This window comes from Curtobacterium sp. VKM Ac-1395 (assembly GCF_015350975.1).
Classification (GTDB): Bacteria; Actinomycetota; Actinomycetes; order Actinomycetales; family Microbacteriaceae; genus Curtobacterium.
The window spans coordinates 307,318-333,470 of the sequence record NZ_JADKRX010000003.1; the positions used below are offsets into that span (position 1 = coordinate 307,318).

Annotated in this window: 30 protein-coding genes and 1 tRNA gene; 18 read left to right on the forward strand and 13 right to left on the reverse strand. The window is 69.4% G+C overall.

What is annotated here, in order from left to right:
• Positions 1 to 528: 528 nt before the first annotated feature.
• From ITJ68_RS10060 to ITJ68_RS19545, 4 genes are all read right to left on the reverse strand, one after another.
• Positions 529 to 744, reverse strand: a complete 216-nt coding sequence (locus ITJ68_RS10060; RefSeq protein ID WP_194661128.1) for a hypothetical protein — start codon at positions 742 to 744, stop codon at positions 529 to 531.
• Positions 745 to 941: 197 nt separating this feature from the next.
• Positions 942 to 1,145: a hypothetical protein gene (locus tag ITJ68_RS10065; RefSeq protein WP_194661129.1), complete on the reverse strand. Its 204-nt coding sequence runs from the start codon at positions 1,143 to 1,145 to the stop codon at positions 942 to 944.
• A 262-nt stretch (positions 1,146 to 1,407) separates the two neighbouring features.
• Positions 1,408 to 1,962, reverse strand: coding sequence for a TetR/AcrR family transcriptional regulator (locus tag ITJ68_RS10070; protein WP_228505210.1), 555 nt, complete (start codon positions 1,960 to 1,962; stop codon positions 1,408 to 1,410).
• Between the two features lie 60 nt (positions 1,963 to 2,022).
• On the reverse strand, positions 2,023 to 2,340 hold the full coding sequence (locus ITJ68_RS19545) for a hypothetical protein (RefSeq protein ID WP_323743300.1): 318 nt from the start codon (positions 2,338 to 2,340) through the stop codon (positions 2,023 to 2,025).
• On the opposite strand from ITJ68_RS19545, the gene ITJ68_RS10075 reads away from it, so the two are divergent.
• The 4 genes from ITJ68_RS10075 (at position 2,266) to ITJ68_RS10090 (ending at position 5,584) form a co-directional block, all read left to right on the forward strand.
• Positions 2,266 to 3,660: an amidohydrolase gene (locus ITJ68_RS10075; RefSeq protein ID WP_323743298.1), complete on the forward strand. Its 1,395-nt coding sequence runs from the start codon at positions 2,266 to 2,268 to the stop codon at positions 3,658 to 3,660. The two genes, ITJ68_RS19545 and ITJ68_RS10075, sit on opposite strands and share 75 nt — an antisense overlap.
• Before the next feature lie 49 nt (positions 3,661 to 3,709).
• Positions 3,710 to 3,985, forward strand: coding sequence for a putative quinol monooxygenase (locus ITJ68_RS10080; protein ID WP_228505339.1), 276 nt, complete (start codon positions 3,710 to 3,712; stop codon positions 3,983 to 3,985).
• 217 nt (positions 3,986 to 4,202) lie between these two features.
• Complete coding sequence (locus ITJ68_RS10085; RefSeq protein WP_194661133.1) at positions 4,203 to 4,769, forward strand: RNA polymerase sigma factor; 567 nt, start codon at positions 4,203 to 4,205, stop codon at positions 4,767 to 4,769.
• On the forward strand, positions 4,766 to 5,584 hold the full coding sequence (locus ITJ68_RS10090; RefSeq protein WP_194661134.1) for a hypothetical protein: 819 nt from the start codon (positions 4,766 to 4,768) through the stop codon (positions 5,582 to 5,584). Before ITJ68_RS10085 ends, ITJ68_RS10090 begins: the two co-directional genes overlap by 4 nt.
• 154 nt (positions 5,585 to 5,738) lie before the next feature.
• Here the strand turns inward: ITJ68_RS10090 and ITJ68_RS10095 are convergent, their stop codons facing one another.
• A complete protein-coding gene (locus ITJ68_RS10095; RefSeq protein ID WP_194661135.1) occupies positions 5,739 to 5,981 on the reverse strand; it encodes a hypothetical protein in 243 nt (80 codons plus the stop codon).
• 98 nt (positions 5,982 to 6,079) lie between these two features.
• On the opposite strand from ITJ68_RS10095, the gene ITJ68_RS10100 reads away from it, so the two are divergent.
• On the forward strand, positions 6,080 to 6,337 hold the full coding sequence (locus ITJ68_RS10100; protein ID WP_194661136.1) for a hypothetical protein: 258 nt from the start codon (positions 6,080 to 6,082) through the stop codon (positions 6,335 to 6,337).
• Positions 6,338 to 6,591: 254 nt separating this feature from the next.
• On the forward strand, positions 6,592 to 6,798 hold the full coding sequence (locus ITJ68_RS10105; protein ID WP_194661137.1) for a hypothetical protein: 207 nt from the start codon (positions 6,592 to 6,594) through the stop codon (positions 6,796 to 6,798).
• A 43-nt stretch (positions 6,799 to 6,841) separates the two neighbouring features.
• Here the strand turns inward: ITJ68_RS10105 and ITJ68_RS10110 are convergent, their stop codons facing one another.
• The 5 genes from ITJ68_RS10110 to ITJ68_RS10130 form a co-directional block, all read right to left on the reverse strand.
• A complete protein-coding gene (locus ITJ68_RS10110; protein ID WP_194661138.1) occupies positions 6,842 to 7,447 on the reverse strand; it encodes a GNAT family N-acetyltransferase in 606 nt (201 codons plus the stop codon).
• A gap of 563 nt (positions 7,448 to 8,010) precedes the next feature.
• A complete protein-coding gene (locus tag ITJ68_RS10115) occupies positions 8,011 to 8,445 on the reverse strand; it encodes a hypothetical protein (RefSeq protein WP_194661139.1) in 435 nt (144 codons plus the stop codon).
• A gap of 215 nt (positions 8,446 to 8,660) precedes the next feature.
• Positions 8,661 to 9,242, reverse strand: a complete 582-nt coding sequence (locus ITJ68_RS10120) for a hypothetical protein (protein ID WP_194661140.1) — start codon at positions 9,240 to 9,242, stop codon at positions 8,661 to 8,663.
• Entirely contained in the window at positions 9,185 to 10,171 is a 987-nt protein-coding gene (locus ITJ68_RS10125; protein ID WP_194661141.1) for a hypothetical protein, read from the reverse strand. Before ITJ68_RS10125 ends, ITJ68_RS10120 begins: the two co-directional genes overlap by 58 nt.
• A gap of 546 nt (positions 10,172 to 10,717) precedes the next feature.
• Positions 10,718 to 10,793: transfer RNA gene (locus ITJ68_RS10130), tRNA-Val, on the reverse strand.
• Between the two features lie 175 nt (positions 10,794 to 10,968).
• Between ITJ68_RS10130 and ITJ68_RS10135 the strand changes: the two genes are divergently transcribed.
• The 6 genes from ITJ68_RS10135 to ITJ68_RS10160 all read left to right on the forward strand — a co-directional run bounded on the left by ITJ68_RS10135 (position 10,969) and on the right by ITJ68_RS10160 (position 16,043).
• Positions 10,969 to 11,346, forward strand: a complete 378-nt coding sequence (locus ITJ68_RS10135) for a holo-ACP synthase (RefSeq protein WP_194661142.1) — start codon at positions 10,969 to 10,971, stop codon at positions 11,344 to 11,346.
• Positions 11,347 to 11,460: 114 nt separating this feature from the next.
• Positions 11,461 to 11,754 carry an acyl carrier protein gene (locus ITJ68_RS10140; protein WP_194661143.1) on the forward strand — a complete coding sequence of 98 codons (294 nt, stop codon included), beginning with the start codon at positions 11,461 to 11,463 and terminating at the stop codon, positions 11,752 to 11,754.
• Positions 11,751 to 12,956, forward strand: coding sequence for an acyl-CoA dehydrogenase family protein (locus tag ITJ68_RS19550; protein WP_323743275.1), 1,206 nt, complete (start codon positions 11,751 to 11,753; stop codon positions 12,954 to 12,956). The genes ITJ68_RS10140 and ITJ68_RS19550 overlap by 4 nt, the downstream gene beginning before the upstream one ends.
• Positions 12,953 to 13,897 (forward strand): amino acid--[acyl-carrier-protein] ligase, encoded by a 945-nt coding sequence (locus tag ITJ68_RS10150; protein ID WP_323743276.1) that lies wholly within the window; start codon positions 12,953 to 12,955, stop codon positions 13,895 to 13,897. The genes ITJ68_RS19550 and ITJ68_RS10150 overlap by 4 nt, the downstream gene beginning before the upstream one ends.
• Before the next feature lie 44 nt (positions 13,898 to 13,941).
• Positions 13,942 to 15,480 carry an alpha/beta hydrolase gene (locus tag ITJ68_RS19555; protein WP_194661144.1) on the forward strand — a complete coding sequence of 513 codons (1,539 nt, stop codon included), beginning with the start codon at positions 13,942 to 13,944 and terminating at the stop codon, positions 15,478 to 15,480.
• A gap of 23 nt (positions 15,481 to 15,503) precedes the next feature.
• Complete coding sequence (locus ITJ68_RS10160; RefSeq protein WP_194661145.1) at positions 15,504 to 16,043, forward strand: hypothetical protein; 540 nt, start codon at positions 15,504 to 15,506, stop codon at positions 16,041 to 16,043.
• Here ITJ68_RS10160 and ITJ68_RS10165 read toward each other — a convergent pair.
• Positions 15,979 to 16,989, reverse strand: coding sequence for an alpha/beta fold hydrolase (locus ITJ68_RS10165; RefSeq protein WP_194661146.1), 1,011 nt, complete (start codon positions 16,987 to 16,989; stop codon positions 15,979 to 15,981). The two genes, ITJ68_RS10160 and ITJ68_RS10165, sit on opposite strands and share 65 nt — an antisense overlap.
• Before the next feature lie 65 nt (positions 16,990 to 17,054).
• Positions 17,055 to 17,543: a peroxiredoxin gene (locus ITJ68_RS10170; protein ID WP_194661147.1), complete on the reverse strand. Its 489-nt coding sequence runs from the start codon at positions 17,541 to 17,543 to the stop codon at positions 17,055 to 17,057.
• A 236-nt stretch (positions 17,544 to 17,779) separates the two neighbouring features.
• On the opposite strand from ITJ68_RS10170, the gene aceE reads away from it, so the two are divergent.
• The 6 genes from aceE (at position 17,780) to ITJ68_RS10200 (ending at position 25,487) form a co-directional block, all read left to right on the forward strand.
• Entirely contained in the window at positions 17,780 to 20,524 is a 2,745-nt protein-coding gene (aceE, locus tag ITJ68_RS10175) for a pyruvate dehydrogenase (acetyl-transferring), homodimeric type (protein WP_194661148.1), read from the forward strand.
• Positions 20,525 to 20,531: 7 nt separating this feature from the next.
• Positions 20,532 to 21,755 carry a PucR family transcriptional regulator gene (locus tag ITJ68_RS10180; protein ID WP_194661149.1) on the forward strand — a complete coding sequence of 408 codons (1,224 nt, stop codon included), beginning with the start codon at positions 20,532 to 20,534 and terminating at the stop codon, positions 21,753 to 21,755.
• A gap of 78 nt (positions 21,756 to 21,833) precedes the next feature.
• Entirely contained in the window at positions 21,834 to 22,763 is a 930-nt protein-coding gene (locus tag ITJ68_RS10185) for an ACP S-malonyltransferase (RefSeq protein ID WP_194661150.1), read from the forward strand.
• Complete coding sequence (locus ITJ68_RS10190; protein WP_194661151.1) at positions 22,760 to 23,797, forward strand: beta-ketoacyl-ACP synthase III; 1,038 nt, start codon at positions 22,760 to 22,762, stop codon at positions 23,795 to 23,797. Before ITJ68_RS10185 ends, ITJ68_RS10190 begins: the two co-directional genes overlap by 4 nt.
• 103 nt (positions 23,798 to 23,900) lie before the next feature.
• The gene (locus ITJ68_RS10195; RefSeq protein WP_071275967.1) at positions 23,901 to 24,149 is read left to right on the forward strand and encodes an acyl carrier protein; all 249 of its coding nucleotides are present in this window, start codon (positions 23,901 to 23,903) and stop codon (positions 24,147 to 24,149) included.
• Positions 24,150 to 24,242: 93 nt separating this feature from the next.
• Positions 24,243 to 25,487, forward strand: a complete 1,245-nt coding sequence (locus tag ITJ68_RS10200; protein WP_194661152.1) for a beta-ketoacyl-[acyl-carrier-protein] synthase family protein — start codon at positions 24,243 to 24,245, stop codon at positions 25,485 to 25,487.
• Between the two features lie 151 nt (positions 25,488 to 25,638).
• Here the strand turns inward: ITJ68_RS10200 and ITJ68_RS10205 are convergent, their stop codons facing one another.
• Positions 25,639 to 26,139: a DUF3145 domain-containing protein gene (locus tag ITJ68_RS10205; protein ID WP_194625965.1), complete on the reverse strand. Its 501-nt coding sequence runs from the start codon at positions 26,137 to 26,139 to the stop codon at positions 25,639 to 25,641.
• Between the last annotated feature and the right edge of the window lie 14 nt (positions 26,140 to 26,153).

The following is a 26,153-nucleotide window of genomic DNA, read 5'->3' on the forward strand; positions in this document are numbered from 1 at the left end:
CGTTGTGCGAGTACTGGCCTTCGTCACTGCCGCTGTCGGCGGTCTGCTGTTGACGGTGGGTGGTTGGCAGCTTGTCCTGCCGGCGGCAGCCGTCGTCGGTTGCCTGGCCGCGGTATGCGCAGGATTTGTTCTGCGACGACCAGGAGCAGACGCTCGAGACGACGAATCAAATCGCCACGGCGCAGCGGACGCCCGGTAGCCGATCCGTCACCGGCCGGTTCGTGCACCTTGAGGACGAGTCGAGGATCGGGCGATCAGGTTCCGGTTCGGCGGCGTAGGTAGAGCCCCATCATCATCGCGAAGAGCCCTAGTGACGCTGCGATAGGCAGGAGCACCAGCAGGGCGACGCGGACGATGAGGGAGATGACAACTAGAACAACGGCGATGGCCGTGCAGATCGTTACGCTCCGTGCCCACGTCGCCGCTTGTCTCGGGGTCATGGGTAGATGTTCGCCTGGTCTCGGCCGCTCGGCCTCTCGGCCGCATTCGCGGATCGGCTATTGGAACGGCCGATGCTCGGTTGTGCGATCAGTAGCCCCGGCGATAGAGCGCTTGGAAGACGAACACCCATGCGATCAGAAGGACCAGCCCGATCCCACCGACCCACTTCTCGGCAGTCCCGCCGTCGAACAACGCCCAGAAGCACAGCAGGGCCAACAGGCCGGTACCGGCCGCAACGGGGATGCGGTACGCCGTTGTCCAGGTCCTCGCGGCAGGTCGGTGCGAGTCATCGAAGTCGGTCATGATGCGAGCGTATGGGCCTACTTGTCGCATCGGTACGACGACGTTCGAGAGATGCGGTCTCACGCCACGGGTGAAGCGTCGCGTGGGATCGGCGTACGGACGCGATCACAGCTCGAAGCGCAGCGAGAACCACGACCTCGAGAACGCCGGTAGCTGATCCTTCTGCGGACATGGCCGTCGGGCCACCCGACGAAGGATCAGGTGAAGATGCCCTGATGCGCGAGCCCCCAGAGCATCGCACCGCCCGCAATCACTCCCCCTACCGTGGCGAGCACATTCGAGAGCCGATTCGTTGGCTCCGCTGAGCCTTCAAGCTTCCGATAGAAGGCGTATCCGATCGCAGCCATCAGGAACGCGGCTCCGATCACGAAGACGACGACCACCTGAACGGGAACCATCACGAGGACTACTTTCACCGTCGCCGAATCGACCGTGCAGCGCCCACGATCAGGATCACGACCACCGCAGCAATCCAGATCTGCGGCGGCAGACCGTGCGATGCGCCCGGCGGGTTCACGACGGCCAGCAGTCCTGCGGGTTCCACGTTCCCAGCCTGGAGAATGCTCTGCGTCTCGGTAGCCGATCCCCCATCGGACAGACTTGAAACAGTGTCTGACACGCCAGGTTCAGGGGCCGGCGCAAGAAGCTGGCGCGACCTGCAGATCAATGAGCCGGTGGCCGGAGCCCGGTAAGCACCAGGGTGAGAACCCGGTGCCATGCGTCTGTAGGTGCGGGTGGATTCATGACGGAGACGACGGCAGCACAGACCGCTCGAAAGTCAGCGAACGAGAAGTCGTCACGGACAAACCCCTGGGCCTGGTCGGCGGCGATGAGGGCACCTATGGGCCCCTCCGACTCCTCGATCGCGAGGCGGACCTCGTTGCCGAGTCCTGTTGCACTGCCCCGCAGCGCAGCACGCAACGCTCCGTCCTCTGCGGCGCTGGCCATGTACGCCTCGAGCAGCGTTCGCACGCGAGAGCGCTCGTCAGCCTGCTCGCCGGCGAACCGAACAGCATCGTCCGCGAGTCGACGAATGCGGAGCGCGGCGATCGCGTCGACAAGGGCCGCCTTGTCAGGGAAGTGCCGGTAGAGCGTCCCCACACCAACGCCAGCATCCGAGGCGATCTGCTCCATAGACACTCCAGTGCCCGAAGCGCGAAGAAGCACCGCGGCATGCTCCGTGATCCGATGGCGATTGCGCTCCGCATCCGCTCGCATCGTGCCCCTTCCTTCTGCAACGTCTAAGGCGTACCGTATCAAACGGAAGCACGCTTCCGTTTACGAATTGGAGACCCCATGAACGCCCCAGCCGAACTCATCGTCGAAGCTCGCACCGACACCAGCCGGGCGGCAGTCGCCGTGCGCGACGGCAGGATCGTGGCAGTCGCCGCGGATGCCGACGGCGTCGATGCACTGCACGGCACCTGGCGCGGCGACTCCACCTCCGTCCTCCCGCAACACGGGGTCCTTGCTCCGCTCTTCATCGACACGCACAACCACCTCGCGTTGGCATCTCGGAACGTGCTCGGAGTGCCCATGCACGACGTGCGAACGATCGACGAGATCCTCGATCGCATCCGGGAACGCGCCGCGCACACTCCGGCAGGATCCTGGGTCATCACCGCGGCGGACTGGCACGAGATGCAGCTACAGGAACGCCGCTTCCCCACCGCAATCGAGCTCGACGAGGCAGCACCGGACCACCTCGTCCTGGTGCAGCGTGGCGGCCACAACGCCGTCTTGAACAATGCAGCGCTTGCTGCTGCCGGCGTCACCGCAACCTCCGGCGACGTCGCTGACGGGTATGTCGCTCGGGCCGACGACGGGACCCCCACCGGGCTGCTCCAGGACGGTGCGCTCACCGCGATGCAGTCGATGCTCCCCGAGGTACCCCAGGAGGACCTCATCAAGGGGATCGAAGCGACGAGTCGCACCTACCGGGCAGCCGGCGTCGGCGTCGTCCGGGACCCAGCCGTGTCCGTGGAGGAGTGGGGCGCGTTGCAGCGAGCCCGGGCAGAGAACCGGTTGCACGTCCGAGCGTTCTCGATGATCTTCTCCCCCTCTCCGCTCATCGCTGCGGCTGGCTCGATGGATGATTACCTCGACGGACTCGAGGCAAAGGGAATCCACCCGGACAACGGTGACGACCTCCTCCGACTCTGGGGTATCAAGCTCGTCGTCGACGGCGGGGTCGAGGCCGCCGCGCTGCGCGAGCCCTATGCCGACCGGCCGGACTTCACCGGCACCCTGCTGATGACGCCCGACGCGCTGACGGATGCACTGCGCGCCTGCGTCACCCGCGGATGGCCCGTCGGCACCCACGCCTGCGGAGACGTCGGAGTCGACGCGTTCCTCGACGCGGTCCATCGGAACGTGGACCGCGGCATCCAGCACGAACACGGCCAGGTCGTCATGGAGCACGGCGCCCTCATGGACGCCGACCAGATCGCGCGAGCAATCGCACTCGACGTCCACATCACCGCGCAGGAAGCTCTCCGAGATGGGCTCATCGCACCGTTCGTCGAAGCATGGGGACAGCAGCGGGCCTCCGCGATGTTCCCCTGGCGGGAACTGCTCGACGCTGGCGCATCCGTCAGCGCCGGCACCGACCACCCCATCAGCCCCCTCGACCCGATCACTGGCGTCCTCGGAATGACTACCCGACGTACGACGCTTGGGGTCCTCGGCGCCGAGCACGCATGCACCAGAGATGAGGCGCTCGAGCTTTACACGCGTGCGGGCGCGGCGCTCCTTGGGCACGACCTGACGGGAACAATCACGGTCGGAGCGCCAGCGGACTTCGCCGTGTACGCGGTTGACCTGCATCACGCCCCCGACGAAGCGCTCGCTGGCGCCCACCCGACCCTGAGCGTCCTCGCCGGTGAAGTGCTTCACCACCAGGAGGTTTCTCGATAGCCGATCGGCTGGACGCCGTTTGACCCGTTAGTTTCAGGCAATGGGCGAGATGAGACTGTCAGGCCAGCTCGTGTGTGCGACTGAGGAGGAATCTCGTCGAGTTCGCGAGCACCTCCCGGAACACACTCGGCTCACCCGGGCCGAACCAGGATGCGTCGCCTTCGAGGTCGCCCCGACCGAGAGTCCGTTGACGTGGTCCGTCGAGGAACGGTTCGAGAGCCGCGACGACTTCGACGCTCATCAGGAGCGAGTGCAGTCCAGTGAGTGGGGTCGAGCTACTGCCGGCATCGAACGCCGGTACGTCGTTGACGAACTCGACCGATGAGCCATCGGTCAGCGAGATCGCGTGGAAGGTCTCGCACTGGTTCGGTACCGACGTGGGTCAGGGCGCTGGTACACGGTCATCGAGAGGTCGTCATCCACGCCATGCACCCGCTCGGCGTGTGTGTCTGGGTGGGTGGGCTCGTCGCCGTCATGCTTCTCCGCGCCCGACCGGCAGCGGCAGGATGGAACCATCCGGGCGCTGCCGGACACTCCAGGGCATGAGGACCGGAAGCGGCGACGACGCCGAGGACTGGGCGGCTGCAGGCCGCGGCGACGGGGAGGCCTACGGCCGCGTCTTCGACCGCCATCGCGACCGAGTACGACGGCACGCCGTGCGGCTGGTGCCGCCCGAGGTGGACGTCGACGACGTCGTCGCGGTGGTGTTCCTCGAGGCCTGGCGTCGGCGGCGCACCGCTCGGCTCGTGGACGGCGACCTGCTCCCTTGGCTGCTCGTGACGGCGACGAACGTAGCGCGGAACGCCACCCGGGCGACGATGCGCCACCGACGCCTCCTCGCGACGCTGCCGCCCGCCGAGCACGCGCCCGACCCCGCCGACCGACACGACGACGGTGCCGCCGTCGCGGCCTTCCGTCGGCTGGCGGTCGCCGACCAGCAGGTCCTCGCACTCTGTGTCATCGCGGGGCACCGCGAAGCCGAGGCGGCTGCCGTGCTCGGCGTGCCGATCGGGACGGTCAAGTCCCGCCTCTCCCGCGCTCGGAAGCGCCTCGGCGCCCAGTTCACGGAGCACCCAGCCGTCCCGACGACCAGCGGAGGACACCGATGACCACCACACCTCGCGACCGCGCCCTGCGCGCCCTGCTCGTCGACCGCGTCGAGCGGTCTGTGCGTCGCCGCCGCTGGCTCATCCCCACCGTCGGCGTCGGCGCGTTCGTCGTGGCGGGCGCACTGACCGCCGGGGCCCTTGTCGGGACCGGGCTCCTGCAGCAGTCGCTCGCGCCGGAGGACGCGGCCGCCCTCGTCGCGACGGGCGCGGCCGGTGACGTGACGCTGCTCGGCGCGCCGGTCGTTCGGGTGTCGGACGGTCCGACGAGCCTCACGCTGCCCGAGCGGCCGTCCGGTGCGCAGCACGTGGCCGTCGGCCTGCAGTGCGCGCCGACCGGCACCGCGTCCGTCGCGGTCGCCGGCGGAGTACCGACGACCGCGGACTGCGGCACCTCGGTCTCGCTGCCGGTCGGCGCGGACACAGCAGGTCGGCCGACTGTGCGGGTCGAGCACGACGGGCCGATGACTGTCTGGGCGTCGTGGGCGCGCCCCGACCCGATCCCGGGGCCGTCGCCCGAGCAGCAAGCCGCCCTCGAAGACGGTGTCGTCACCCGTTCCGAGTACGTCGCGGCCTGGGACCGGTACGTGGGGTGCATGCGGGCATCCGGGCACCCCGTCGACCTGGGCCCTCTGCAGCCCGTCGTGTTCGTGAGTGGGATCCCGACCGAGGCCCTCCAGGCCGACAGCCGGTGCGGAGCGTCCGAGCTCCTCGACGTCAACGCGATGTGGCAGAACGAGCACCCGGACGCGGAGCCGTACACGCCCGCTGCGGGAGCACCGTACGACCCGGCGACCGACCCCGAGTACGCGGGCTAGGTACCGGCGGCCGCGTGGTCGATGTGCCCAGCTGCTGCTCTCACGGACATGCGTTCGGGGTCGGGCCGGTGTTCCTCCTGTTGCTCTCGCAACTGGGGAGGCACCGGTTCGTTCAACCAGGTGACCGGTAGTCGATCGGCTACCGGACATGGAGTCAGAGGCCGCGTCTGGCTTGCCATCGGTTGATGAGGAAGACGACGATGCCGAGCACGGCGAGCCCGAGGCCGATGAGCATGTGCGCGGGGCTACCGCCGTGGGCAAGGTCGATCCCTCCCTGTACCGACTGGATGATACCGACAGCGACCACTACCCACGGAAAGACGTCGCGCAATAGGTCGGGGCGCAGAGTCCGGAATCGTCTGGGCGTCTCGTTCGCTTCCTCATGCCCGTCGCTCATGAGCGTCAGGCTCCCAGATCACGGGTGACGCCGCCCGGTAGACGACCGGCTAGCGGACACCGCTCGAGCCAGCACCCCCCCCGAGTACCGTGGACGCCGTGACGGATCGCTGGATAGACAACGTGCCTGATGCTCCGGCCGGTATCTTGGGCGCTTGGTTCAACGCTCTCCTGGGCGTTGCACTTGTCCTGGGTGCGCCCACCATCGCCTTCACCACTGGTGAAGCCCCGGCGAGTGTTCTGTTCGCCATCGCAGCCCTGGGGCTCTTCGGTTTTCTGGAAGTCGTCTTCGTCTACAAGCTCTATCAGCGAATCGCCGGTCGACGCGCGCTTCGCGCAGAGCGCGACGACGACTGAGGATCAGATTGAGGGCGTTCACCCGTCCGTAGGTCAATCGGCCCGTGAGACGAACGACGGAGGTCGGCGATCGCGCCAGCGAGAGGAGCTCCTGCGCCGCGCGTCGTCCTCGGCCGTAGCTGACGCAATTCGCAGGAGCAGGAGCAGGAGCAGGAGCAGGAGCAGGAGCATCATCAGTGGCGTGCTCGCGCGGCTTTGGGGCGCATTGCGTTCCTACTGACCCAGGAGTCACGAGCCAGGACGAAAGGCATCGAGTGATCATCAAAGAAGGCAAAGAGTTGCTCGGCGCCGTCTTGGCGTCCGTCTTCGTGGCGATGGGTGGCGTGTGTCTCCTGACACCGCTCAGGGATGAAGTGTCGCGTCATGGATTCCCGATGTGGCTGCTCGGGCTGGTCCTGGTCGTTTGCGGTCTTGTCCTGTGGGGTGGCGTGGTGCGGAACCTACTGCGTCGCCGGGGGTGAGGCGCAAACGCTTCGTTGCAGGAAACATTCGAGAGCGGATTGGCTATCGAGACGCGGTGGCGCTGGCGGCAAGGCGCTCGTGGAGTGCGAATTTGACGGTGGGCCACTCGTCGTCGGTGATGGAGTACACCACCGTGTCTCGGATTGTGCCGTTCTCGAACACGGTGTGCTTCCGAAGCACGCCATCTTGCTTCGCCCCAAGCCCTTCGATCGCTCGACGTGACTGGTGGTTGTGCCAGTGGGCACGGAACTCAACGGCCAGGCACCGCAGCTCCTCGAACGCTCGTACGAGGAGTAGAAGTTTCGTCGCAGTGTTGAGGCCGGTCCGTTGAGCCTTCTTGCCGAGCCATGTGGACCCGGTTTCGAGTCGCCTGTTGGCGGGGTCGAGGTTGCAGTAGGTCGTCATCCCGACCGCTCGATCGCTTCGTACGTCGATGACAGCCCAAGGGGCCATATGGCCGTCGCGTTGAAGTGCGAGGCGATTCTCGATCGTGTCGTGCATCTGATCGGGAGACGGGATGTGGGTGTACCAGGTTCGCCATAGCGCTCCCACTGACACTGCTTGTGCGAGGTCCGCCGCGTGCGCGAGGGACAGCGGTTCCAAGCGCGCCACCCGGTTGCTCAGGACCGGGGTCTCCCATTGCTCCATGAGCAGAGCCTAGGCACCCGGCCCATTCTGAACCGTCCAATCTCGGATCGGCTATCAGGCGGGGTCTAGGAGGGCTCGGGGCCGCTTCACTCGGGCTCTGACTGAGCGCCCTCGTCGACCGCCGACGTGCAGGTCGGGCGCTAGAGGATCACGGCCAGGACGACCCATCCGACGATCGCTGATGCCATTACCAGCAAGAGCGGAGAGACCGACACTGGTCGTCCCTCAAGTGGTCGTCGCCGTTCCTGCACGACGACGAGAACGACGCTAGCTACGAGAATCCCAAGTACGACGGCCCATACCGCCCACCAGGCACCCCCACGTCCTAGTGCGAAGGCAAGCCAGCCGCCCTGCGCCGGAAGTAGGAGGGCTCCACCGACTCGGTGGGTCACCTCACGTCGTCGCCAGCTAGGGTTCTGGCGCGCGTCGGGGCTGCGATCACGGACCATCCGCTCAATCTAGCGAGCGAGTTTGCTATGGCCCGCTTTCCACCGCCGTGATTTCGGAGCTTCCAACGCGTCCGGTCGACGATCGGCTACTAGACATGAGGTTCTGGTCATCCCCTAGCCCTCGGAGTGGTCTTGCTCTGTTCCCGCGGCCCATCGCCGGTACGCGCGGTCGATACGCTGCTTGACCCGTGCGTCAGGAGTGTTGTCGGTGATGTGCGAGTAACTCATGGCGATGGGGATGATGATCCGATGCTCGTGTCCTCGCCTCGCACGTATGACTGTGGTGCCCTCTTCAACGCGCAGCACATCACCCCGAGGAATCCGTCTTCGCGAGATGAGTCCGGTCAGTACGAGCTCGTTCGGCGCGAACTCGACCTTCAGTGCCGAGAGACGCCACCACATCAGGGCGAAGAGAGCGGCGACGATCCACATGGGCGCCGCGTCCTCGATCACCAGCGCCGAGACAGCGCAAAACACGGTGAAGGCAGCGAACCCTAGAGCGAGGATGAGCCTCGTGATCGGGGTGAACCGTACGACTCGGTCCGTCATGGCCGGTGACTCCGTTCAGGGAAGGCAAGTCGGGCGTTCTGTCACCGGCGGCCATCGATAGGCTGCTCCGCCTCGTGGCCACAGGCCACGAGTGTCGTGGAGCTCCGGCTCGCCCGGTCGCACACGCTACCGAAGTCCGGATCACCATCCTTCACCGAGACACGAGGCCTCGTCTCGATGGGTCCGATGCAGGTCGTTCCTCAGCCGATGTCTCGCTAACGCCCTTCGGCGCCGTTCTGCAGGTGCGCCTCATCCTTGAGCTCGCGGTAAGACGAGCGCAGACGCTTGACACACATCCACACGACTGCGAAGAGATGCACGGCGACGAGCACAAGGGCGCCAGTAATCCACGGCGGTGTCGGAATGAGTACTCCCTGCTTCGTGTGCTCCTGAGTTGCCGCGGTCACCAGCGCCGCGCCGGTCAGCACGAAGGACACCACTACCGCATAGAGGACGTTGGCAAACAACTCGTCAACGAGTCGCGGCAGGAGGGCCTGGCGCTGGACGCGCGGATCGTGGCTGAGGCTCTGCCGCATCTGGAAGACGTAGATGACAACGCCGAATAAGAAACCGGAGAGGACTGATGCGCCGCCCACGATCGCGGAGGCGTCATTGATACGCGCGTCGAACCACCAGCTCGCGGCTCCGAGTACGACTGGCAACGGCAGTTGCAGCAGGAAATCTGGCCACAGGAGCTGATTGGTCCGATGGTGACGAAGCGTGCGGAAGTGTTCCCGGATCAGGCCGATCCGGGACGATGCGGCGCCAGCCGAGTTGCCAGTGCTTCTGCTGTCCACTGTCCGCTCTTCCACTGGTCCTGCCATGTCAGTCCCATCCCGTCGAAGTAGTCGCGTGCCTCATCTTGAGCGCGGCGAAGGAACGCAGTCTCCGTGAGCGCGCTCTCGCCGTTGTTCGTGAGCACCGCACGGATCGCCGGCACCCGCTCCGTTTCGAGGGCGAAGGACTTGACACGACCGTCGCGGCCCTCAACGCGGACGATAGTCTCATCGACTGACGTTCCTTCACCGAAACCCAGGAAATCAGCCGCATCGAGCTGCCGCTTGCGTAGCTTGTCCCAGAACCAACGAGGAAGGATCCGCTCGCCCTTCTCTGGAACGATGCTGTGCTGCAGCCGCCCGAGCGGCTTCGGCTGCGCGCTGGGTCCGTCAGCGATGTCTGGCGTGAAGTTGTAGGACACGGCGGTGACTTCGATCAGCTCCGCTGCCTCACTCCACGCCGAAGTCTCGAGCACCGTCTCGGTGTCGAACGCGTAGGTAGGGAAGCTTGACACCAGCGACCGCTTGAAGAGCTCGATCAGTCCGGGCCCCGACCCCTCGTTTCCCTGCCTCTCAACACCGAACAGCCCAACCTTGCCGCCTGGAGGAACGGTCAGCGCCAGACGCGTGCGGATCGTCGCGGAATCGTCAACCTTTCGGTCATGCTCCGTCGCATGGGTTCGCACGTTGATCGTCTGCCCGGTCTCTCCGTACCAGCCGGAATTCGCCACCACGACGACGCTACGGCCATTCGCCTTGACCTCTTCGATGCGGGTGTAGCGACCGCGCTGCTCGTCGCGCAGAACGTCCTTGTCGAGTTGGACGAAGAGGCCGTAGAACAGCTCGAGCAGATCGTGTCCGTCGATGTCGTCCAGGACACCGTAGGACTGCTTGTGGTTTCGGCCAGGCCGAGACTTGATGGTCTCGAGCCCGAGAGTACGTCGCGGCACTGCTCGCCTTTCGGATGGGCCGGGGCGGCCCCCCAGCATTTCATGAAGAGTAATCGACTCTGAGACCCGCCTGCTGCTGACGCGCACGAATCAGGAGCACCGCTCGGAACACACTGAAGATCTGCAAGCAACTTGCTGACGCCGCGTTCTGCGTCTCGTGAGCCGGTCCCGCTCCGCACCGTTCCGCGATCCTGCCCCGACCCCCGGCTTCGAGTAGTCGCTGTCTCACATAGGTGGTCCGCTGCTCGTCGCGCTCAGGGGAGGGTATGCGGACGCCGACACTCTCAGATGGCAGCCGCGCGAAACCAGTCGTCGCCGGCGTCTCGGCGGGGAGGTCCGCGGACGGCCTCCTCGCTGAAGGAAGCCGTGCGCGCCTCCTGGGGTGCGATTCCGCGCACTCATGTCGAGTCTCCGAGCGGCACGTCTGGATGCTGCGCGGAGAGCGTCGCGGATCGGCCATCGGCAGTTCACCGGCAGCGCCGTGATCGCCAGCCGAATTCACCGATGATGAACCAGACCACATTGCCGTCTGATCTGGGATTTTCGTGGTGGGCCCTGCCGGGATCGAACCGACGACATCCACGGTGTAAACGTGGCGCTCTACCAGCTGAGCTAAAGGCCCTTCCACCTCATCCTACGGGCCCCCGCCGCTCCCCCGCCGGAGCGCGGCGACGCCCGATGCACCACGCACCACAGACCACAGACCAGGCACCGCACCAGGCACCAGGCACCAGGCACCAGGCACCAGCACCACGCACCACGGACGAGCCCGACGACGCCCCCCGTATGCTCCGACCATGACCGCCATCCGCACCGGCTGCGACCTCGCATCCGTGCAGGACGTCCTCGACGGCATCCAGGCGCACGGCGATCGGTACCTCGCCCGGGTCTTCACCCTCCGCGAACGCGCCGACACCGGCGACGACCCGGAGCGCCTCGCCGCGCGCTTCGCCGGCAAGGAAGCCGTCGTGAAGCTCCTCCGCCCGACCCGCACCGACGCGGTCCCCCTGCAGGACGTTGCCATCGTGTCGGACGAGCACGGCGCACCCCGCGTGGAGCTCTCCGGTGCGGCCCAGGCTCTCGCTGCGGCAGCCGGGATCACGAGCATCGACGTGTCCCTGTCCCACGAACGGGGGCTGGCGCTCGCAACGGCCGTGGCCCTCGCGGAGCGCTGAGCACGGGGCAGGACGACCGTTCCTGTACATCCACACAGCGCATGGTTCGTCGGTGCGGTTTCCCGCACCCGCACGGCGGCTTTCCGGGCCGCTCCCCTCGTTACCGTGGTTGGCATGCACCAGGACCCGAACACCGCCGCGACGCCCGTCGCGCTCGCTGACCCGACGGCCGAGCAGGCCGTCCGACGTGCTCTCGCCGACCACGGCCGACTGACCGTCGACGCGATGGACGTCGCACCGATCGCCGACCTGTACGCCCTCGGCCTGACGTCGCACGCCACGGTGAACGTGATGCTCGCGATCGAGAACGACCTCGACGCCGAGTTCCCGGACAGCGTCCTGAACCGCGCCACCTTCGCCTCGGTCGAGTCGATGGTCGCCGCGGCGGCACTGGCCACAGCGCAGTGACGGACACCGCAGTGACGGACGTCGCCGAGACGACGGCCCCGGTCCTCGGCACGTCACCGGACCGCTTCGCGGAACGCACCGCCGCCGTGGCCGCGGTCGCCGCGCAGTTCGCCGACGAGGTCGACCGCGACGCCCGACCGCCACGCGAGGCGATCGCCGTGATGCGCGAGTACGGCCTGCTCGCCGCAGCGGTCCCGCTCGAACACGGTGGCGAGGGCGCCACCGTCACCGAGCTCTCGGTCATCGCGACCGAGCTCGGTCGCGCGTGCGCCGCCACCGGCATGGTGTTCGCGATGCACCAGGGACAGGTCATGGCCCTCTGGCGGCACGGCGGCGACGGTGCCGGCGTGCTCGCGATGATCGAGGCCGTGCGCGACGGTGCCCTCGTGGCGTCGTCGACGACCGAGAAAGGCGTGGGCGGTGACGCCCGCCGGTCGACGTGTGCGATCGAGCCGTCCGAGGACGGCCGCATCCGCCTGCGCAAGGACGCGCCGGTGATCTCCTACGCGACCGAGGCCGACGCCGTCTTCGTCACCGCGCGCCGAGACCTCGACGCCCCCGCGTCCGACCAGCGCCTGCTGATCTGCCGGACCGACGCGATCGTGCTGTCGCAGACCTCCACCTGGGACACGATGGGCCTCCGCGGCACGTGCAGCAACGGGTGGATCCTCGACGCGGAGACCACCGCCGACGCCGTCCTCCGCGACGACTACGCGGCGATCTCCGCGCGGACCGTCCTCCCCGTCTCCCACGTCCTCTGGGCGTCGGTGTGGGTCGGCATCGCGGCCTCCGCCGCCGAGCGCGCCCGTGCCGCCGTCCGCAAGCAGGCCCGCGCCAGCGTCGGGACGACCCCACCCGGGGCCCTCCGCCTCGCCGAGCTGTTGGTCGACCTGCAGCTGCTGGCCGACTCGGTCCGGCACGCGGCCGAGCGGTTCGACGCCGTGGCCGACGACCCCGAGACGCTCGAGTCGAGCGCGTCGGCCCTCGCCGCCAACGCCCTGAAGATCGGCGCCTCCGAGCGGGTCACCGACATCGTCACCGCAGCACTGCGGATCGTCGGGATCGCCGGGTACGCCGCGACGGGTCCGATGAGCATCTCCCGACACCTCCGAGACGCCCACGGTGCCGCCGTCATGGTGAGCAACGACCGTCTCCTCCAGAACGACGCCGGACTGGCAATCATGACCGGAGCGATCCTGTGACCATCACCGAACCCACCACCGCACCCACCGCCCTCGACCGGGCCCGCGCGGCGCTGCGCGCGACGCTCCTCGAGGACCGCGTGCTCATCGACCTCGGCTCCCCCGGACTCTACGGCCGCACGGGCGTCTTCGAGCACGTGTACGCCGCGGTCGACGCCGCCGCCGTCCGCTCGATGGCCGACCTGCAGTCCTCGGTGCTCCGGTTCCCGCCGGTCGAGCCCCTGGCCGCGTTCGAGCGGACCGACTACATCGCGTCGTTCCCCGACCTCGCCGCGTCGATCTCCGCCTTCACCGGTGACGACCGCGCACACCGCGCGCTGCTGGCCGCCCGCGAGCGCGGGGAGCGCTGGGAGTCCTTCCTCGAACCCGCCGACCTGATGCTCGCGCCCGCCGTCTGCCACCCGGTCTACGGGCTGGTCACCGGGACGATCCCGCAGCAGGGCCTGTGGTTCGACATCGTCGGCGACTCGTTCCGCCGCGAGCCGTCGCTCGACCCGATGCGCCTGCAGGCCTTCCACATGCACGAGTTCGTCCACATCGGCACGCCGGACTCCGCCAAGGAGCACCGCGACGGCCGGATCCCGGCGATGCGGTCGCTGCTCGAGGGCTTCGGGCTCGAGATCGACGTCGTGCCGGCGAACGACCCCTTCTTCGGCCGGGTCGGCAAGATCCTCGCCCGCAACCAGGTCGAGGCCTCGCTCAAGTACGAGTTCGTCACCCCGGTCTACGGCGACGCCGGCGAGGCCACCGCCATCAGCTCCGCGAACCTGCACGAGGACCACTTCGGCACCGCGTTCTCGATCACGACCGCTGACGGCGAGACCGCCCACAGCGCCTGCCTGGCCTTCGGGCTCGAGCGCATCACCATCGCCCTCTTCGCCGCGCACGGCACCGACCCGGCCTCCTGGCCGGCCGACGTCCGTCGCGCGCTGGCACTGTGACGACCCACCACGGGTGGTCGGGATCGCCCGCCATCCGTGCGTCGGTGCAGTCGCCGCCGTCGGCGCGCGCCGGCGTCGTCATCTGCCCGCCGCTCGGGCAGGAGGGCGTGATCGCGTACCGCACGCTGCGCCTGCTGGCCGACCGCCTGGAGGCTCGTGGCGTGGCCTCGGTGCGCTACGACCCGTCCGGACGTGGCGACTCCACCGCCGATGCCGACCCGGAGGCGCAGGTCCGGTCCGCCGTCCGCGCGGCAGCCCTGCTCCGCGCGACGGGGGTCGAGCAGGTCGCCTTCGTCGGGCTGGCCTCCGCGGCCCTGGTCGCGGCGGCCGCCGCGACCGAGGACGACGCGCTGGTGCTCTGGGACGCCCCCGACTCCGGCCGCGCCTGGCTCCGCCGACAGCGTGCCCTCGCGACGATCACGGTCGGTGGCGAACGCGTCGTGGACGGCGTCGAGAGCCTCATCGGCATCGACGTCACCCCGGACGAGGCACAGGCCCTGTCCGCGCTCCGCTTCACCCCGCGCACCGGTCCGACGCTCGCGCTCGTGCGCCCCGGCGGTCGTGCCCCGAAGGCCCTCGGCGACGTGGCCACGGCCGAGGCACCCGGCAGCGCCGAGCTGCTCGACGGCACCAGCATCCACGCCCGCATCCCCGGCGACGCGCTCGACGCGGTCGTCACGTGGATCGACGCCTGGGCACCGACGACGACCGTCCCCACCACCGCGCCCGTCCTCGAGCCCCTGGTCGACGTGGACCACCGCGTCTCGGAGCGGATCGTGCTGCTCGGCCCCGAACGGCTGTTCGCCGTCGAGAGCGTGTCGTCGCGGCAGTCCCCCGACGCCCCCGTGGTGGTGCTGCACAACGGTGCCGCCGAACACCGCGTCGGCGCCTCGGACTACCAGGTGACGCTCGCCCGGCGACTCGCCCGCGACGGCGCCCGGGTCGTCCGTGTGGACCGCCGCGGCACCGGCGAGAGCTCCGTCGTGCGCGCCGACGAACGCGACTACCTGTTCGCGCAGGAGTGGGTCGACGACCAGTCGGCCATCGTCACGGCGCTGGCTGCCCCCGCGGAGCAGCTCGTGGTCGTCGGCATGTGCGCCGGCGCCTGGGTCGCCGGACGCGCCCACGAGGAGACCCCACGCCTGGTCGTGGAGATCAGCCCGAACGACTACCGCCGCCGCCCGGCCCTCCCCGGTGCCTACAGCGACGCCGTCCGCGCGATCGACGCCCCGTCCCCGCGCCGGCAGTGGATCCGCGACCGGTACAACGTCGTCGTCCCGGAGTGGCTCCGCGACCGCATCGCCCGCCGCGACCGCTCGGGTGGTGTGCTCGAACACGTGAAGCCGCTCGTCACGCAGGGCACCGACGTCGTCGTCATCGTGGCCGACGGCGACGCGGAGCTCTTCGACCGGCTCGGTGGGCAGCGCGCCCTCCGGCGGTACCCCGTCGGCGGACGCAGCGGCGGCGTGGAGCTCGTGCACGTGGTCGACGGCGACCACTCGCTGTTCTCCCCCGCGATGCGCGCGACCGTGATCGACGAGGTCCGTTCCCGCGTCCGCGAGGCCTTCCCCGTCCCCGCCTGAACCGCCGGGTGTAGGCAGGACCCGTGCGACGAGCAGCAGCGGCGGGGGTGGGGATCGCCCTCGTGGCACTCCTCGCCGGGTGCGCCGCGCCCCAGGGCGGCCCGCCGTGGCCCCGTCCGACCGACCTCGCCGCGCGGGCACAGGACGCCGGGCTGCGCGACGTCTGGGGCCAGGAGCTCGCGGAGCACGTCCACACGCACGTCACGGTCACCGACGGCGACCAGCCGGTGGTGATCCCGGGGGACATCGGGCACTCGGCGGCCGAGCACTTCGCCGCGGAGGTCCACACGCACGACACGTCGGGCATCGTGCACGTCGAGTCACCCGAACGCCGGACGTTCACCCTCGGGCAGTTCTTCGACGAGTGGGGCGTCTCCCTCGGTCCGGCGCACGTCGGTGGGCTGCACGGGGACCTGACCGTCTGGGTCGACGGACACCGCTCCTACGGCAACCCGCGCTCGATCCCGCTGCGGGACCTGGAGCAGGTCGACCTCGTGGTCACGACGATCGGCGAGGTGCCCCGACGACCGGCTGCGTTCGACTGGCCGCCGCAGTACCACTGACGTCGCCCGCAGCGCAGGCGTCCGCGGCGAGCAGCGCCTCGGCGACCGCGGCCGGGTGCTCGACGTGCGCGAAGTGCCCGCAGTCCTCGAGCAGCACGGTGCGGACCCGCGGCAGGACGCCCACCAGCCGCGCCAGGTCCGACACCCGGGCGAACACGTCGTCCTGCCCGGCGATCGCCGTGACCGGGACCGTGATCCCCCGCCAGCGGTCGGTGTCGTAGGCGGCGCCGGAGCGGGCGGCCGCCAGGAAGCCCTCGGGCCGGAGCTCCTCGACGAAGGCGTCGAGGACGCTGCGGTCGAGCCGCCCGACGTGCGTGAACACCGGCGCGGCGAGCAGCCGGAGCAGCCCGACCGCCGCCAGCGTGCGGAGCAGCGGGACCGCAGCGGCCCGGGTGACGGCGAGGCCGGCGCGGAGCAGGGTGAACGCCGGCAGCGTGACGAGCCCGAAGAGCGGGTGCCGAGCGGCGTGGGCAGTGGCGAAGGTGGTGCCGGACACCAGCGCGACCGACCGGATCCGCTCCGGCATCGTCACGGCGCAGTGCATCGCGACGAAGGCACCCATCGAGTGCCCGACCACGTCGACGGTGTCGAGTCCGAGGGCGTCGAGCACCTCCCGGAGCACCTGCACGGCGTCGTCGGTGGAGAGCGGGACCGCCGGCGCCGGCGAGGACCCCCACCCGGGCAGGTCGACGAGCACGAGCCCGCGGCCGTCGAAGCCGTCGGCGGCACGGAGCAGCGGGGTCCACGTCGTCCACGAACCAGCGACGCCGTGGAGCAGCAACAGGGGCCGCTCGCCGAGCCGGGTGTGCACGACGACGTCGCCGACGGCGGTCGGGACGACCATCCGGGTCAGTGCCCACGGCACCGGGTCGGACGTCACCGGGAACGGGGCGTAGGGGTCGGACGCGACCGTCTCCGGTGCGTCACCCGTGTCGATGTGGTCCACCGTGCCTCCAGTCCGGCGCGTCTGCGCCCCCCGGAGGATTCGGAGCCGGACCCGTCGGCGGTTGGCTAGCCGACCGCGACGGGGGTGGAGCAGGCCGCCAGCTTGTCGAGTGCGGCGCGGTACTCGGTGACGTCGCGGGCGATGCCGGGCTCGGAGATGATCGAGGCGCGGATGCGGCCCTGCACGTCGATGACGAACGTGGCGCGGTTCGCGAAGCCCTTGTGCTCGAGGAACACGCCGTACTCCTTCGACACCGCACCGTGCGGCCAGAAGTCGGCGAGCAGGTCGAAGTCGTAGCCGTTCTGGTCGGCGAACGAGCGGAGCGTGGCCTTGGAGTCGACCGAGATGCCGATGAGCTCGATGCGGTTGTCCTGGAACATCGCGATGTTGTCGCGGAGTTCGCACAGCTCGCTCGTGCACGTCGACGAGAACGCGAGCGGGAAGAAGACGAGTGCGACCGGGCGGGAACCACGGTGGTCGCTGAGGCGGACGTGCTCACCGAACTGGTTCGGGAGTTCGAAGTCCGGCGCGAGCGAGCCGACATCCAGTGCCATCAGGCGTGTGCTTCTTCCTCGGGCTGCGGGTGTGCCCGTCGATCCACGCCTGCGCGCGGTCTGCGGCAGGCACGATCGGCAATCGTACGCCGACGACACGTGAACGCAAGGACCTGTCCACCCAGGCTGTCTGTCTGCCGTGGGGCCTAAGGTGGACGAGGCTCCCGCCGCCGGTCGCGACCCGATCGATCGGTGGGCCGACCATGTCCCCACCACGAGAACGAACGAGGTCAACGGTGACGGTGAACGACCAGGACCCGCGCAGCACCGCAGGAACCGACCAGGACCCGGAGGAGACCGCCGAGTGGCGTGAGTCCCTCGACGGTCTGGTCGCGGCCCAGGGCCACCAGCGGGCTCGCGAGATCATGCAGGGACTGCTGAAGCGCTCGAACGAGCTGCACCTCGGCGTGCCGATGGTCCCGACGACCGACTACGTGAACACCATCGCACCAGAGGACGAGCCCGAGTTCCCGGGTGACGAGGAACTCGAGCGCCGGTACCGCCGGTGGATCCGCTGGAACGCGGCCGTCACGGTGCACCGCGCCCAGCGCCCCGGCATCGCCGTCGGTGGGCACATCTCGACGTACGCGTCGAGCGCCGCCATGTACGAGGTCGGCTACAACCACTTCTTCCGCGCGCAGGACCACGCCTCCGGTGGCGACCAGGTCTTCTTCCAGGGCCACGCCTCCCCCGGCATGTACGCCCGCGCGTACCTGGAAGGCCGTCTCGGCGAGGACCAGCTCGACGGCTTCCGCCAGGAGAAGTCCCACGCCGGCGGCGGGTTGTCGTCCTACCCGCACCCGCGCCTCATGCCGCACTTCTGGCAGTTCCCGACCGTGTCGATGGGCATCGGCCCGATCAACGCGATCTACCAGGCGCAGCAGGCCAAGTACCTGACCAACCGCGGCATCAAGGACGCATCGGACCAGCAGGTCTGGGCGTTCCTCGGTGACGGCGAGATGGACGAGGTCGAGTCCCGCGGCCAGCTGCAGGTCGCGGCGAACGACGGCCTCGACAACCTCAACTTCGTCATCAACTGCAACCTGCAGCGTCTCGACGGACCGGTCCGCGGCAACGGCAAGATCATCCAGGAGCTCGAGGCCTTCTTCCGCGGTGCCGGATGGAACGTCATCAAGGTCGTCTGGGGCCGCGAGTGGGACGACCTGCTCGCCCGCGACACCGAGGGCGCCCTGCTCAACCTGATGAACCAGACGCCGGACGGCGACTACCAGACGTACAAGGCCGAGAACGGTGCCTACGTCCGCGAGAACTTCTTCGGGCGCGACCCGAAGGCGCTCGAGCTGGTCAAGGACTACACCGACGACCAGATCTGGAACCTCAAGCGCGGTGGGCACGACTACCGCAAGGTGTACGCGGCGTTCAAGGCCGCGTCGGAGCACAAGGGCCAGCCGACCGTCATCCTGGCGAAGACGGTCAAGGGCTACGGCCTCGGCCCGAGCTTCGAGGGCCGCAACGCGACCCACCAGATGAAGAAGCTGACGCTCGACAACCTCAAGCAGTTCCGCGACGAGATGCGCATCCCGATCTCCGACGCCCAGCTCGAGGAGAACCCCTACACGCCGCCGTACTACCACCCGGGCAACGACGACGAGGCGATCCAGTACATGCACGAGCGCCGCGCCGCGCTCGGTGGGTACGTCCCCGAGCGCCGGACGAAGTACACGTCCATCACGCTGCCGGACGACGCCAAGTACCAGGTCGTCAAGAAGGGCTCCGGCAAGCAGGAGATCGCCACCACCATGGCGTTCGCCCGACTGCTCAAGGACCTGCTCCGCTCCCCGGACTTCGGCAACCGCGTGGTGCCGATCATCCCGGACGAAGCCCGCACCTTCGGCATGGACGCCTACTTCCCGACGGCGAAGATCTACAACCCGAACGGCCAGCACTACACGTCGGTCGACCGCGAGCTGCTCCTGGCGTACAAGGAGAGCCCGCAGGGGCAGATCATCCACGTCGGCATCAACGAAGCCGGCGCCCTCGCTGCCTTCACGGCCGTCGGCACCTCGTACTCGACGCAGGGCGAGCCGCTCATCCCGGTCTACGTCTTCTACTCGATGTTCGGGTTCCAGCGCACCGGCGACGCCATCTGGGCCGCCGGGGACCAGATGACCCGCGGGTTCATGATCGGTGCCACCGCCGGCCGCACCACCCTGACCGGTGAGGGCCTGCAGCACGCCGACGGTCACTCGCCGCTCCTCGCCGCGTCGAACCCCGCGGTCGTGTCCTACGACCCGGCCTACGGCTACGAGATCGGGCACATCGTGCAGGCCGGCCTCGACCGGATGTACGGCACGAACGAGGACGGCTCGCCGAAGCACGACGACCCGAACGTCATGTACTACCTGACGGTCTACAACGAGCCGATCGTGCAGCCGGCCGAGCCCGAGGGCGTCGACGTCGAGGGCATCACCAAGGGCATGTACCTGCTCAAGGGCAGCGACCACGACGGCCCGAAGGCGCAGCTCCTGGCGTCCGGTGTCGCCGTGCCGTGGATCCTCGAGGCCCAGCAGCTCCTCGCCGAGGACTGGGGCGTGTCCGCCGACGTCTGGAGCGTCACGAGCTGGGGTGAGCTGTACCGCGACGGTGTCGCGGCGGAGCAGCACGCGTTCCTCAACCCGAACGAGCAGCCACGCACGCCGTACGTCACCGAGCGCCTGCTCGGCACCGAGGGCCCCGTCGTCGCCGTCAGCGACTTCATGCACCTCGTGCAGGAGCAGATCCGCCCGTTCGTCCCGACGGACTACGCCACGCTCGGCGCCGACGGGTTCGGGTTCTCCGACACCCGCTCGGCCGCCCGCCGCTTCTTCCACATCGACGGCCCCTCGGTCGTCGTGCGGACGCTGCAGCAGCTCGCCCGCCAGGGCAAGGTCGACGCGGCACTCGTCCAGCAGGCCATCGACAAGTACCGCCTGCACGACGTGACCGCCGGCACCACGGGCAGCGCCGGCGGCGAGAACTGATCACCCGGTGACGACTGTCCGCACCGATGCCGCGAGCCGGGAGAACGACCGTGAACGGGCGCTCTCCTGGCTCCGGCAGGTGTCGGGCGAGCTGTCCACCGCCACCATCAAGCGGCTCGAGGACACGCTCCCCTGGTACAGCGAGATGCCGCCCGGGCGCCGTTCCGCGGTCGGCATGGTGGCGCAGGCCGGCATCACCTCGTTCATCTCCTGGCTCGAAGGCAGTGCCTCCACGCCGTGGATCGCGGCGGCCGACGTGTTCGGCTCCGCGCCCCGGGAGCTCCTGCGCTCGGTGAGCCTGCAGCAGACCCTGCAGCTCATCCGGGTCGTCGTGACCGTGGTCGAGGAACGCGCCAAGGACGACGAGATGCTGCAAGAGGCCATCTTGAAGTACTCGCGGGACATCGCCTTCGCGGCCGCCGACGTGTACGCCCGGGCAGCCGAGGCTCGTGGACTGTGGGACGCCCGGCTCGAGGCCCTCGTGGTCGACTCGATCCTCTCCGGCGAGTACGACGACGAACTGCCGTCGCGGATCGCCGCGCTCGGCTGGCACGGCCACGGCGAGGTCGCGGTGCTCGTCGGCACCGCCCCCAAGCAGCTCGAAGTCGACCAGGTGCGCCGGACCGCCCGCCACATGGACGCCGACGTGCTCATCGGCGTGCAGGGCTCCCGGCTCGTGGTCGTCATCGGTCGGGCCACCCCGCGGGACGACGTCCCCGAGGGCGAGGAACCGGTGTCCTTCACCGCCATCGCGCAGTCGCTCGAACCGCTCTTCGGCGAGGGGCACCTGGTGCTCGGCAACGAGGTCGCCGGGGTCGTCGACGCCTCCACGTCCGCCAAGGCCGCCCTCGCCGGGTTCGCCGTGGCCCGTGCGTGGCGTGGTGCGCCCCGTCCTGCCCTCGCCGACGACCTGCTCCCCGAGCGGGCACTCGCCGGTGACCCCCTCGCCCGGTCGGCCCTGGTCCAGCGCATCTACGTGCCGCTGAAGGACCAGTCCACGGAGCTCCTGCAGACGCTCTGGTGCTACCTCGACACCGGGCGCTCGCTCGAGGCCACCGCGCGCGAGCTCTTCGTGCACCCGAACACCGTGCGCTACCGTCTGCGCCGCGTGGCGGACATCATCGGGTGGGACGCCACCCACGCCCGAGACGCCCTCATCGTGCAGTCGGCGCTCATCCTCGGGGCGATGTCGGAGTCGACCGCCGGTCGTCGCCGCGTCGGCCGACGGTAGAGGTCCCACAATGTCTCGGCCCGATTCGTGTCGGGAGTCCACACGGGCGCGGCCCTGTCCGAGGGCAAGGATTGTCCGGTGATCGTCGTCGTCGCGCCCGGACAGGGCTCCCAGACCCCCGGATTCCTCGCGCCCTGGCTCGAGGACGCCGCCGTCCGTGACCGCATCGGGGAGTGGTCCGAGGCCATCGGCGTCGACCTCGCGAAGCACGGCACCGAGTCCGACGCGGAGACGATCAAGGACACCGCGCTCGCGCAGCCGCTCATCGTCGCCGCGGGGCTCATCACGGCCGACGCGCTCCTCGCCGACGGTCGCCGTGCGCACGTCGGCGGCGTCGCCGGGCACTCGGTCGGCGAGTTCACCGCCGCCGCGGTCGCCGGCATCCTGCAGCCGACCGACGCCGTCGCCCTGGTCGCCGAGCGCGGCCGGGCCATGGCGGACGCCGCGGCGCTCGAACCCACCTCGATGGCAGCCGTCCTCGGTGGCGACCCCGACGAGGTCGCGCAGGCCCTCGAGGCCCACGGCCTCGTGCCGGCCAACCACAACGGTGGCGGCCAGACCGTCGTCGCCGGCAGCGCGGACGCCGTCGCCGCGCTCGTCGCCGCTCCCCCGACGAAGGCCCGGGTGATCCCCCTCGCCGTCGCCGGTGCGTTCCACACGCGGTACATGGCCCCCGCGGTCGACCGTGTCGCTCCCGTCGCCGCCGCCGCTGCCGTCGCTGACCCCACCCTGCCGATCTGGACCAACGCCGACGGCTCCCGCGTCGACGACGGCCGTCGGTTCGTCGACCTCATGGTCCAGCAGATCGCCAGCCCCGTGCACTGGGACGCCGTCATGACGTCCTTCCAGCAGGCCGGCGTCACCGGGATCATCGAACTCGCACCCGCCGGTGCCCTCGTGGGGCTCGCCAAGCGCGGCCTCCGCGGCACCCCGACCGTGGCGGTCAAGTCCCCCGAGGACCTGCCCGCCGCGATCGAGCTCCTCACGACCGAAGAGGTACCCGCATGACCCTCACCCCCGACTCCACCCAGCCCGACGCCGCCGCGCGTCCCGTGCTCGCGCAGCGCCGCGGCCACGAGTTCAGCCGCATCATGGCGTTCGGCGCCGCCCGCGGCGAACTCACGGTGCCGAACGACGACCTCGTCGGACCTATCGATTCGTCCGACGAGTGGATCCGTCAGCGCACCGGCATCGTCACCCGCATGCGCGCCGGTGCCGACGTCGAGGCCGTCGACCTCGCCGAGGCCGCAGCGCTCGAGGCCATCGCCAAGGCCGGTCTCACTCCCGACCAGATCGGCGTCGTGCTCGTCAGCACCGTCACGAACACCGTCGCCACCCCGTCGATGGCCGCGCTGCTCGCCGAGCGCATCGGCGCCACGCCGGCGGCCGCGTACGACATCAGCGCCGCGTGCGCCGGGTACGCCTACGGCATCGCGCAGGCCGACTCGTTCGTGAAGTCCGGCATCGCCGACCACGTGCTCGTCGTCGGCGCCGAGAAGCTCAGCGACATCGTCGACCCCACCGACCGCTCGATCTCGTTCCTGCTCGGTGACGGTGCCGGCGCAGCGGTCGTCGGCCCGAGCGACTTCCCGGGCATCGCGCCCACCATCTGGGGCTCCGACGGCTCCAAGTGGGACGCGATCGGCATGACCGCCACGTTCAACGAGTGGCAGGCCGGCGCCGCCCGGCCCACGATCCGGCAGGCCGGTCAGACCGTCTTCCGCTGGGCCGTCTGGGAGATGGTCAAGGTCGCACGTGAAGCGCTCGAGACCGCCGGCGTGCGTCCGGACCAGCTCGCCGCCTTCGTCCCGCACCAGGCCAACATCCGCATCATCGACGAGTTCGCCAAGCAGCTCGGCATCCCCGACTCGGTGATGATCGGTCGCGACATCACGACCACCGGCAACACCTCAGCGGCGAGCATCCCGCTCGCCACCCACCGCCTGCTCGAGGAGCACCCGGACCTGTCGGGCGGCCTCGCCCTGCAGATCGGGTTCGGCGCCGGCCTCGTCTTCGGGGCGCAGGTCGTCGTCCTCCCGTAGGACATCCGCTTTCGCACAGTCCCGCACGGCTGCGGGCGCGGGACCACCCCGTGCCCTAGGCTGATCAACGGTCAAACGACACCCCCCTCAAGGAGACACCATCATGGCCCTGTCCAACGAAGAAGTCCTCGCCGGCCTGGCCGAGCTGATCAACGACGAGACCGGCATCGCCACCGACACGGTGCAGTCGGACAAGTCCTTCACCGACGACCTCGACATCGACTCCATCTCGATGATGACCATCGTCGTGAACGCCGAAGAGAAGTTCGACGTCAAGATCCCGGACGAAGAGGTCAAGAACCTCAAGACCGTCGGTGACGCCGTCGACTTCATCGTCAAGGCCCAGGCCTGACACGAACTTCCCTGAACGCCGTGGTCCGGCTCGACCTCCCGGTCCCCGGCCACGGCGTTCTCCATGTCCACCACTGAAGAGACAAGTCGTTCCATGACCAACAAGACCGTCGTCGTCACCGGGATCGGTGCGATCACCCCTCTCGCTGCGACTGCCACGGAGACCTGGGACGCCCTGCTCGCGGGCAAGTCCGGCATCACCAGGATCGAAGACCCGCGCTTCGCCGCGCTCGAGCTCCCCGTCGAGTTCGCCGGCCAGGCACGCCACTGGATCACCGACCAGCTCACGCGCCCCGAGACCAAGCGCTTCGACCCGTCGTCGCAGCTGTCGCTCATCGCCGCGCGTGAAGCGTGGGCCGACGCCGGCATCGACGCCGAGACCGTCGTCCCCGAACGCCTCATCGTCGACTGGGCCACCGGCATCGGCGGCGTCAACACGCTGCTCGACGCCTGGGACACCCTCCGCGAGAAGGGCCCGCGCCGCGTCCTGCCGATGACGGTGCCGATGCTCATGGCCAACGGCCCCGCCGCGGCGATCGAGATGGAGTTCGGCGCCCGTGGTGGCGCACGCACCTACCTCTCGGCGTGCGCGTCGTCCACCGAGTCCCTCGCCGAGGCGTACCGCCACGTCGCGACCGGTGAGGCCGACATCGTCATCGCCGGTGGCGCCGAGGCCGCGCTGCACCCGATGCCGCTCGCCTCGTTCGCGGCGATGCAGGCCCTGTCCCGCCGCAACGACTCCCCCGAGACCGCGTCGCGTCCGTACGACGTCACGCGCGACGGCTTCGTGCTCGCGGACGGCGCCGCGGCGCTCATCCTGGAGACCAAGGAGCACGCCGAGGCCCGCGGCGCGAAGATCTACGCCGAGGTCGCCGGTGCCGGCATCACCTCGGACGCCTTCCACATCACGGCTCCGGACCCCGAGGGCAGCGCTGCCGCTCGTGCCGTCCTGATGGCGCTCGAGCACGCCGGCGCCTCGCGCGAGGACGTCGTCCACGTCAACGCCCACGCGACGTCGACGCCCGTCGGGGACATCGCCGAGTACCACGCGATGCGCCGCGTCTTCGGTGACCACCTGGACTCGGTCGTCGTCTCGGCGACCAAGGCGTCGACGGGTCACCTCCTCGGAGGTGCCGGTGCGATCGAGGCCGTCTTCACCGCCCTCGCGCTGCACAACCGCATCGCGCCGCCGACGATCAACCTCACCGAGCAGGACCCGGAGATCGTCATGGACGTCGCGACGTCGCCGCGCGAGCTCCCCGCGGGCGACCTGCTCGCCGTGAGCAACTCGTTCGGCTTCGGCGGGCACAACGCCGTCGTCGCGTTCCGCTCCGTCTGATCCACGCCACGAACGGCCGCAGCCCTCGCCGGCTGCGGCCGTTCTGCTTGCGATGCCCCTCGTCGACGTGGGACACCCCCGGACACACGAGACGCCGCCGTGTTCGGCGGCGTCTCGCGGGATCGGGGGGGCGTCGCGGCGTGACGGGGTGTCAGCCCACGCGGTGGAGCCAGACGACGGGGTTGCCCTCGGCAGCGTGGCGGAACGGCTCGAGTTCGTCGTCCCAGGCCTGTCCGAGCGCCAGTCGCAGTTCGCGGTGCAGTTCGAGAGCGTTGCTCCCGGCGACCTCCATCGCGTAGCGGACGCGGTCCTCGGGGATGACCATGTTGCCGGTGACGTCGGTCTGCGCGTAGAAGACGCCGAGGTCGGGCGTGTGCATCCACCGGCCGCCGTCAGACGCCGCGGTGGGCTCCTCGGTGACCTCGTACCGGAGGTGTTCCCACCCGCGCAGCGCAGAGGCGATCGCGGCACCCGTGCCGACGGCACCGGTCCACGTGTACTCGGTGCGGCGCGAGCCGTCCTGTGCCGGCTGGTCCAACCAGGAGAAGTTCACGGCGCGACTCATCGCGCGACCTGCTGCCCATTCGACATGGGGGCAGAGCGCGCGTGGGGAGGAGTGCACGTAGAGCACTCCCGACGCAGTCCCGGTCATGGTTCCTCCGATCA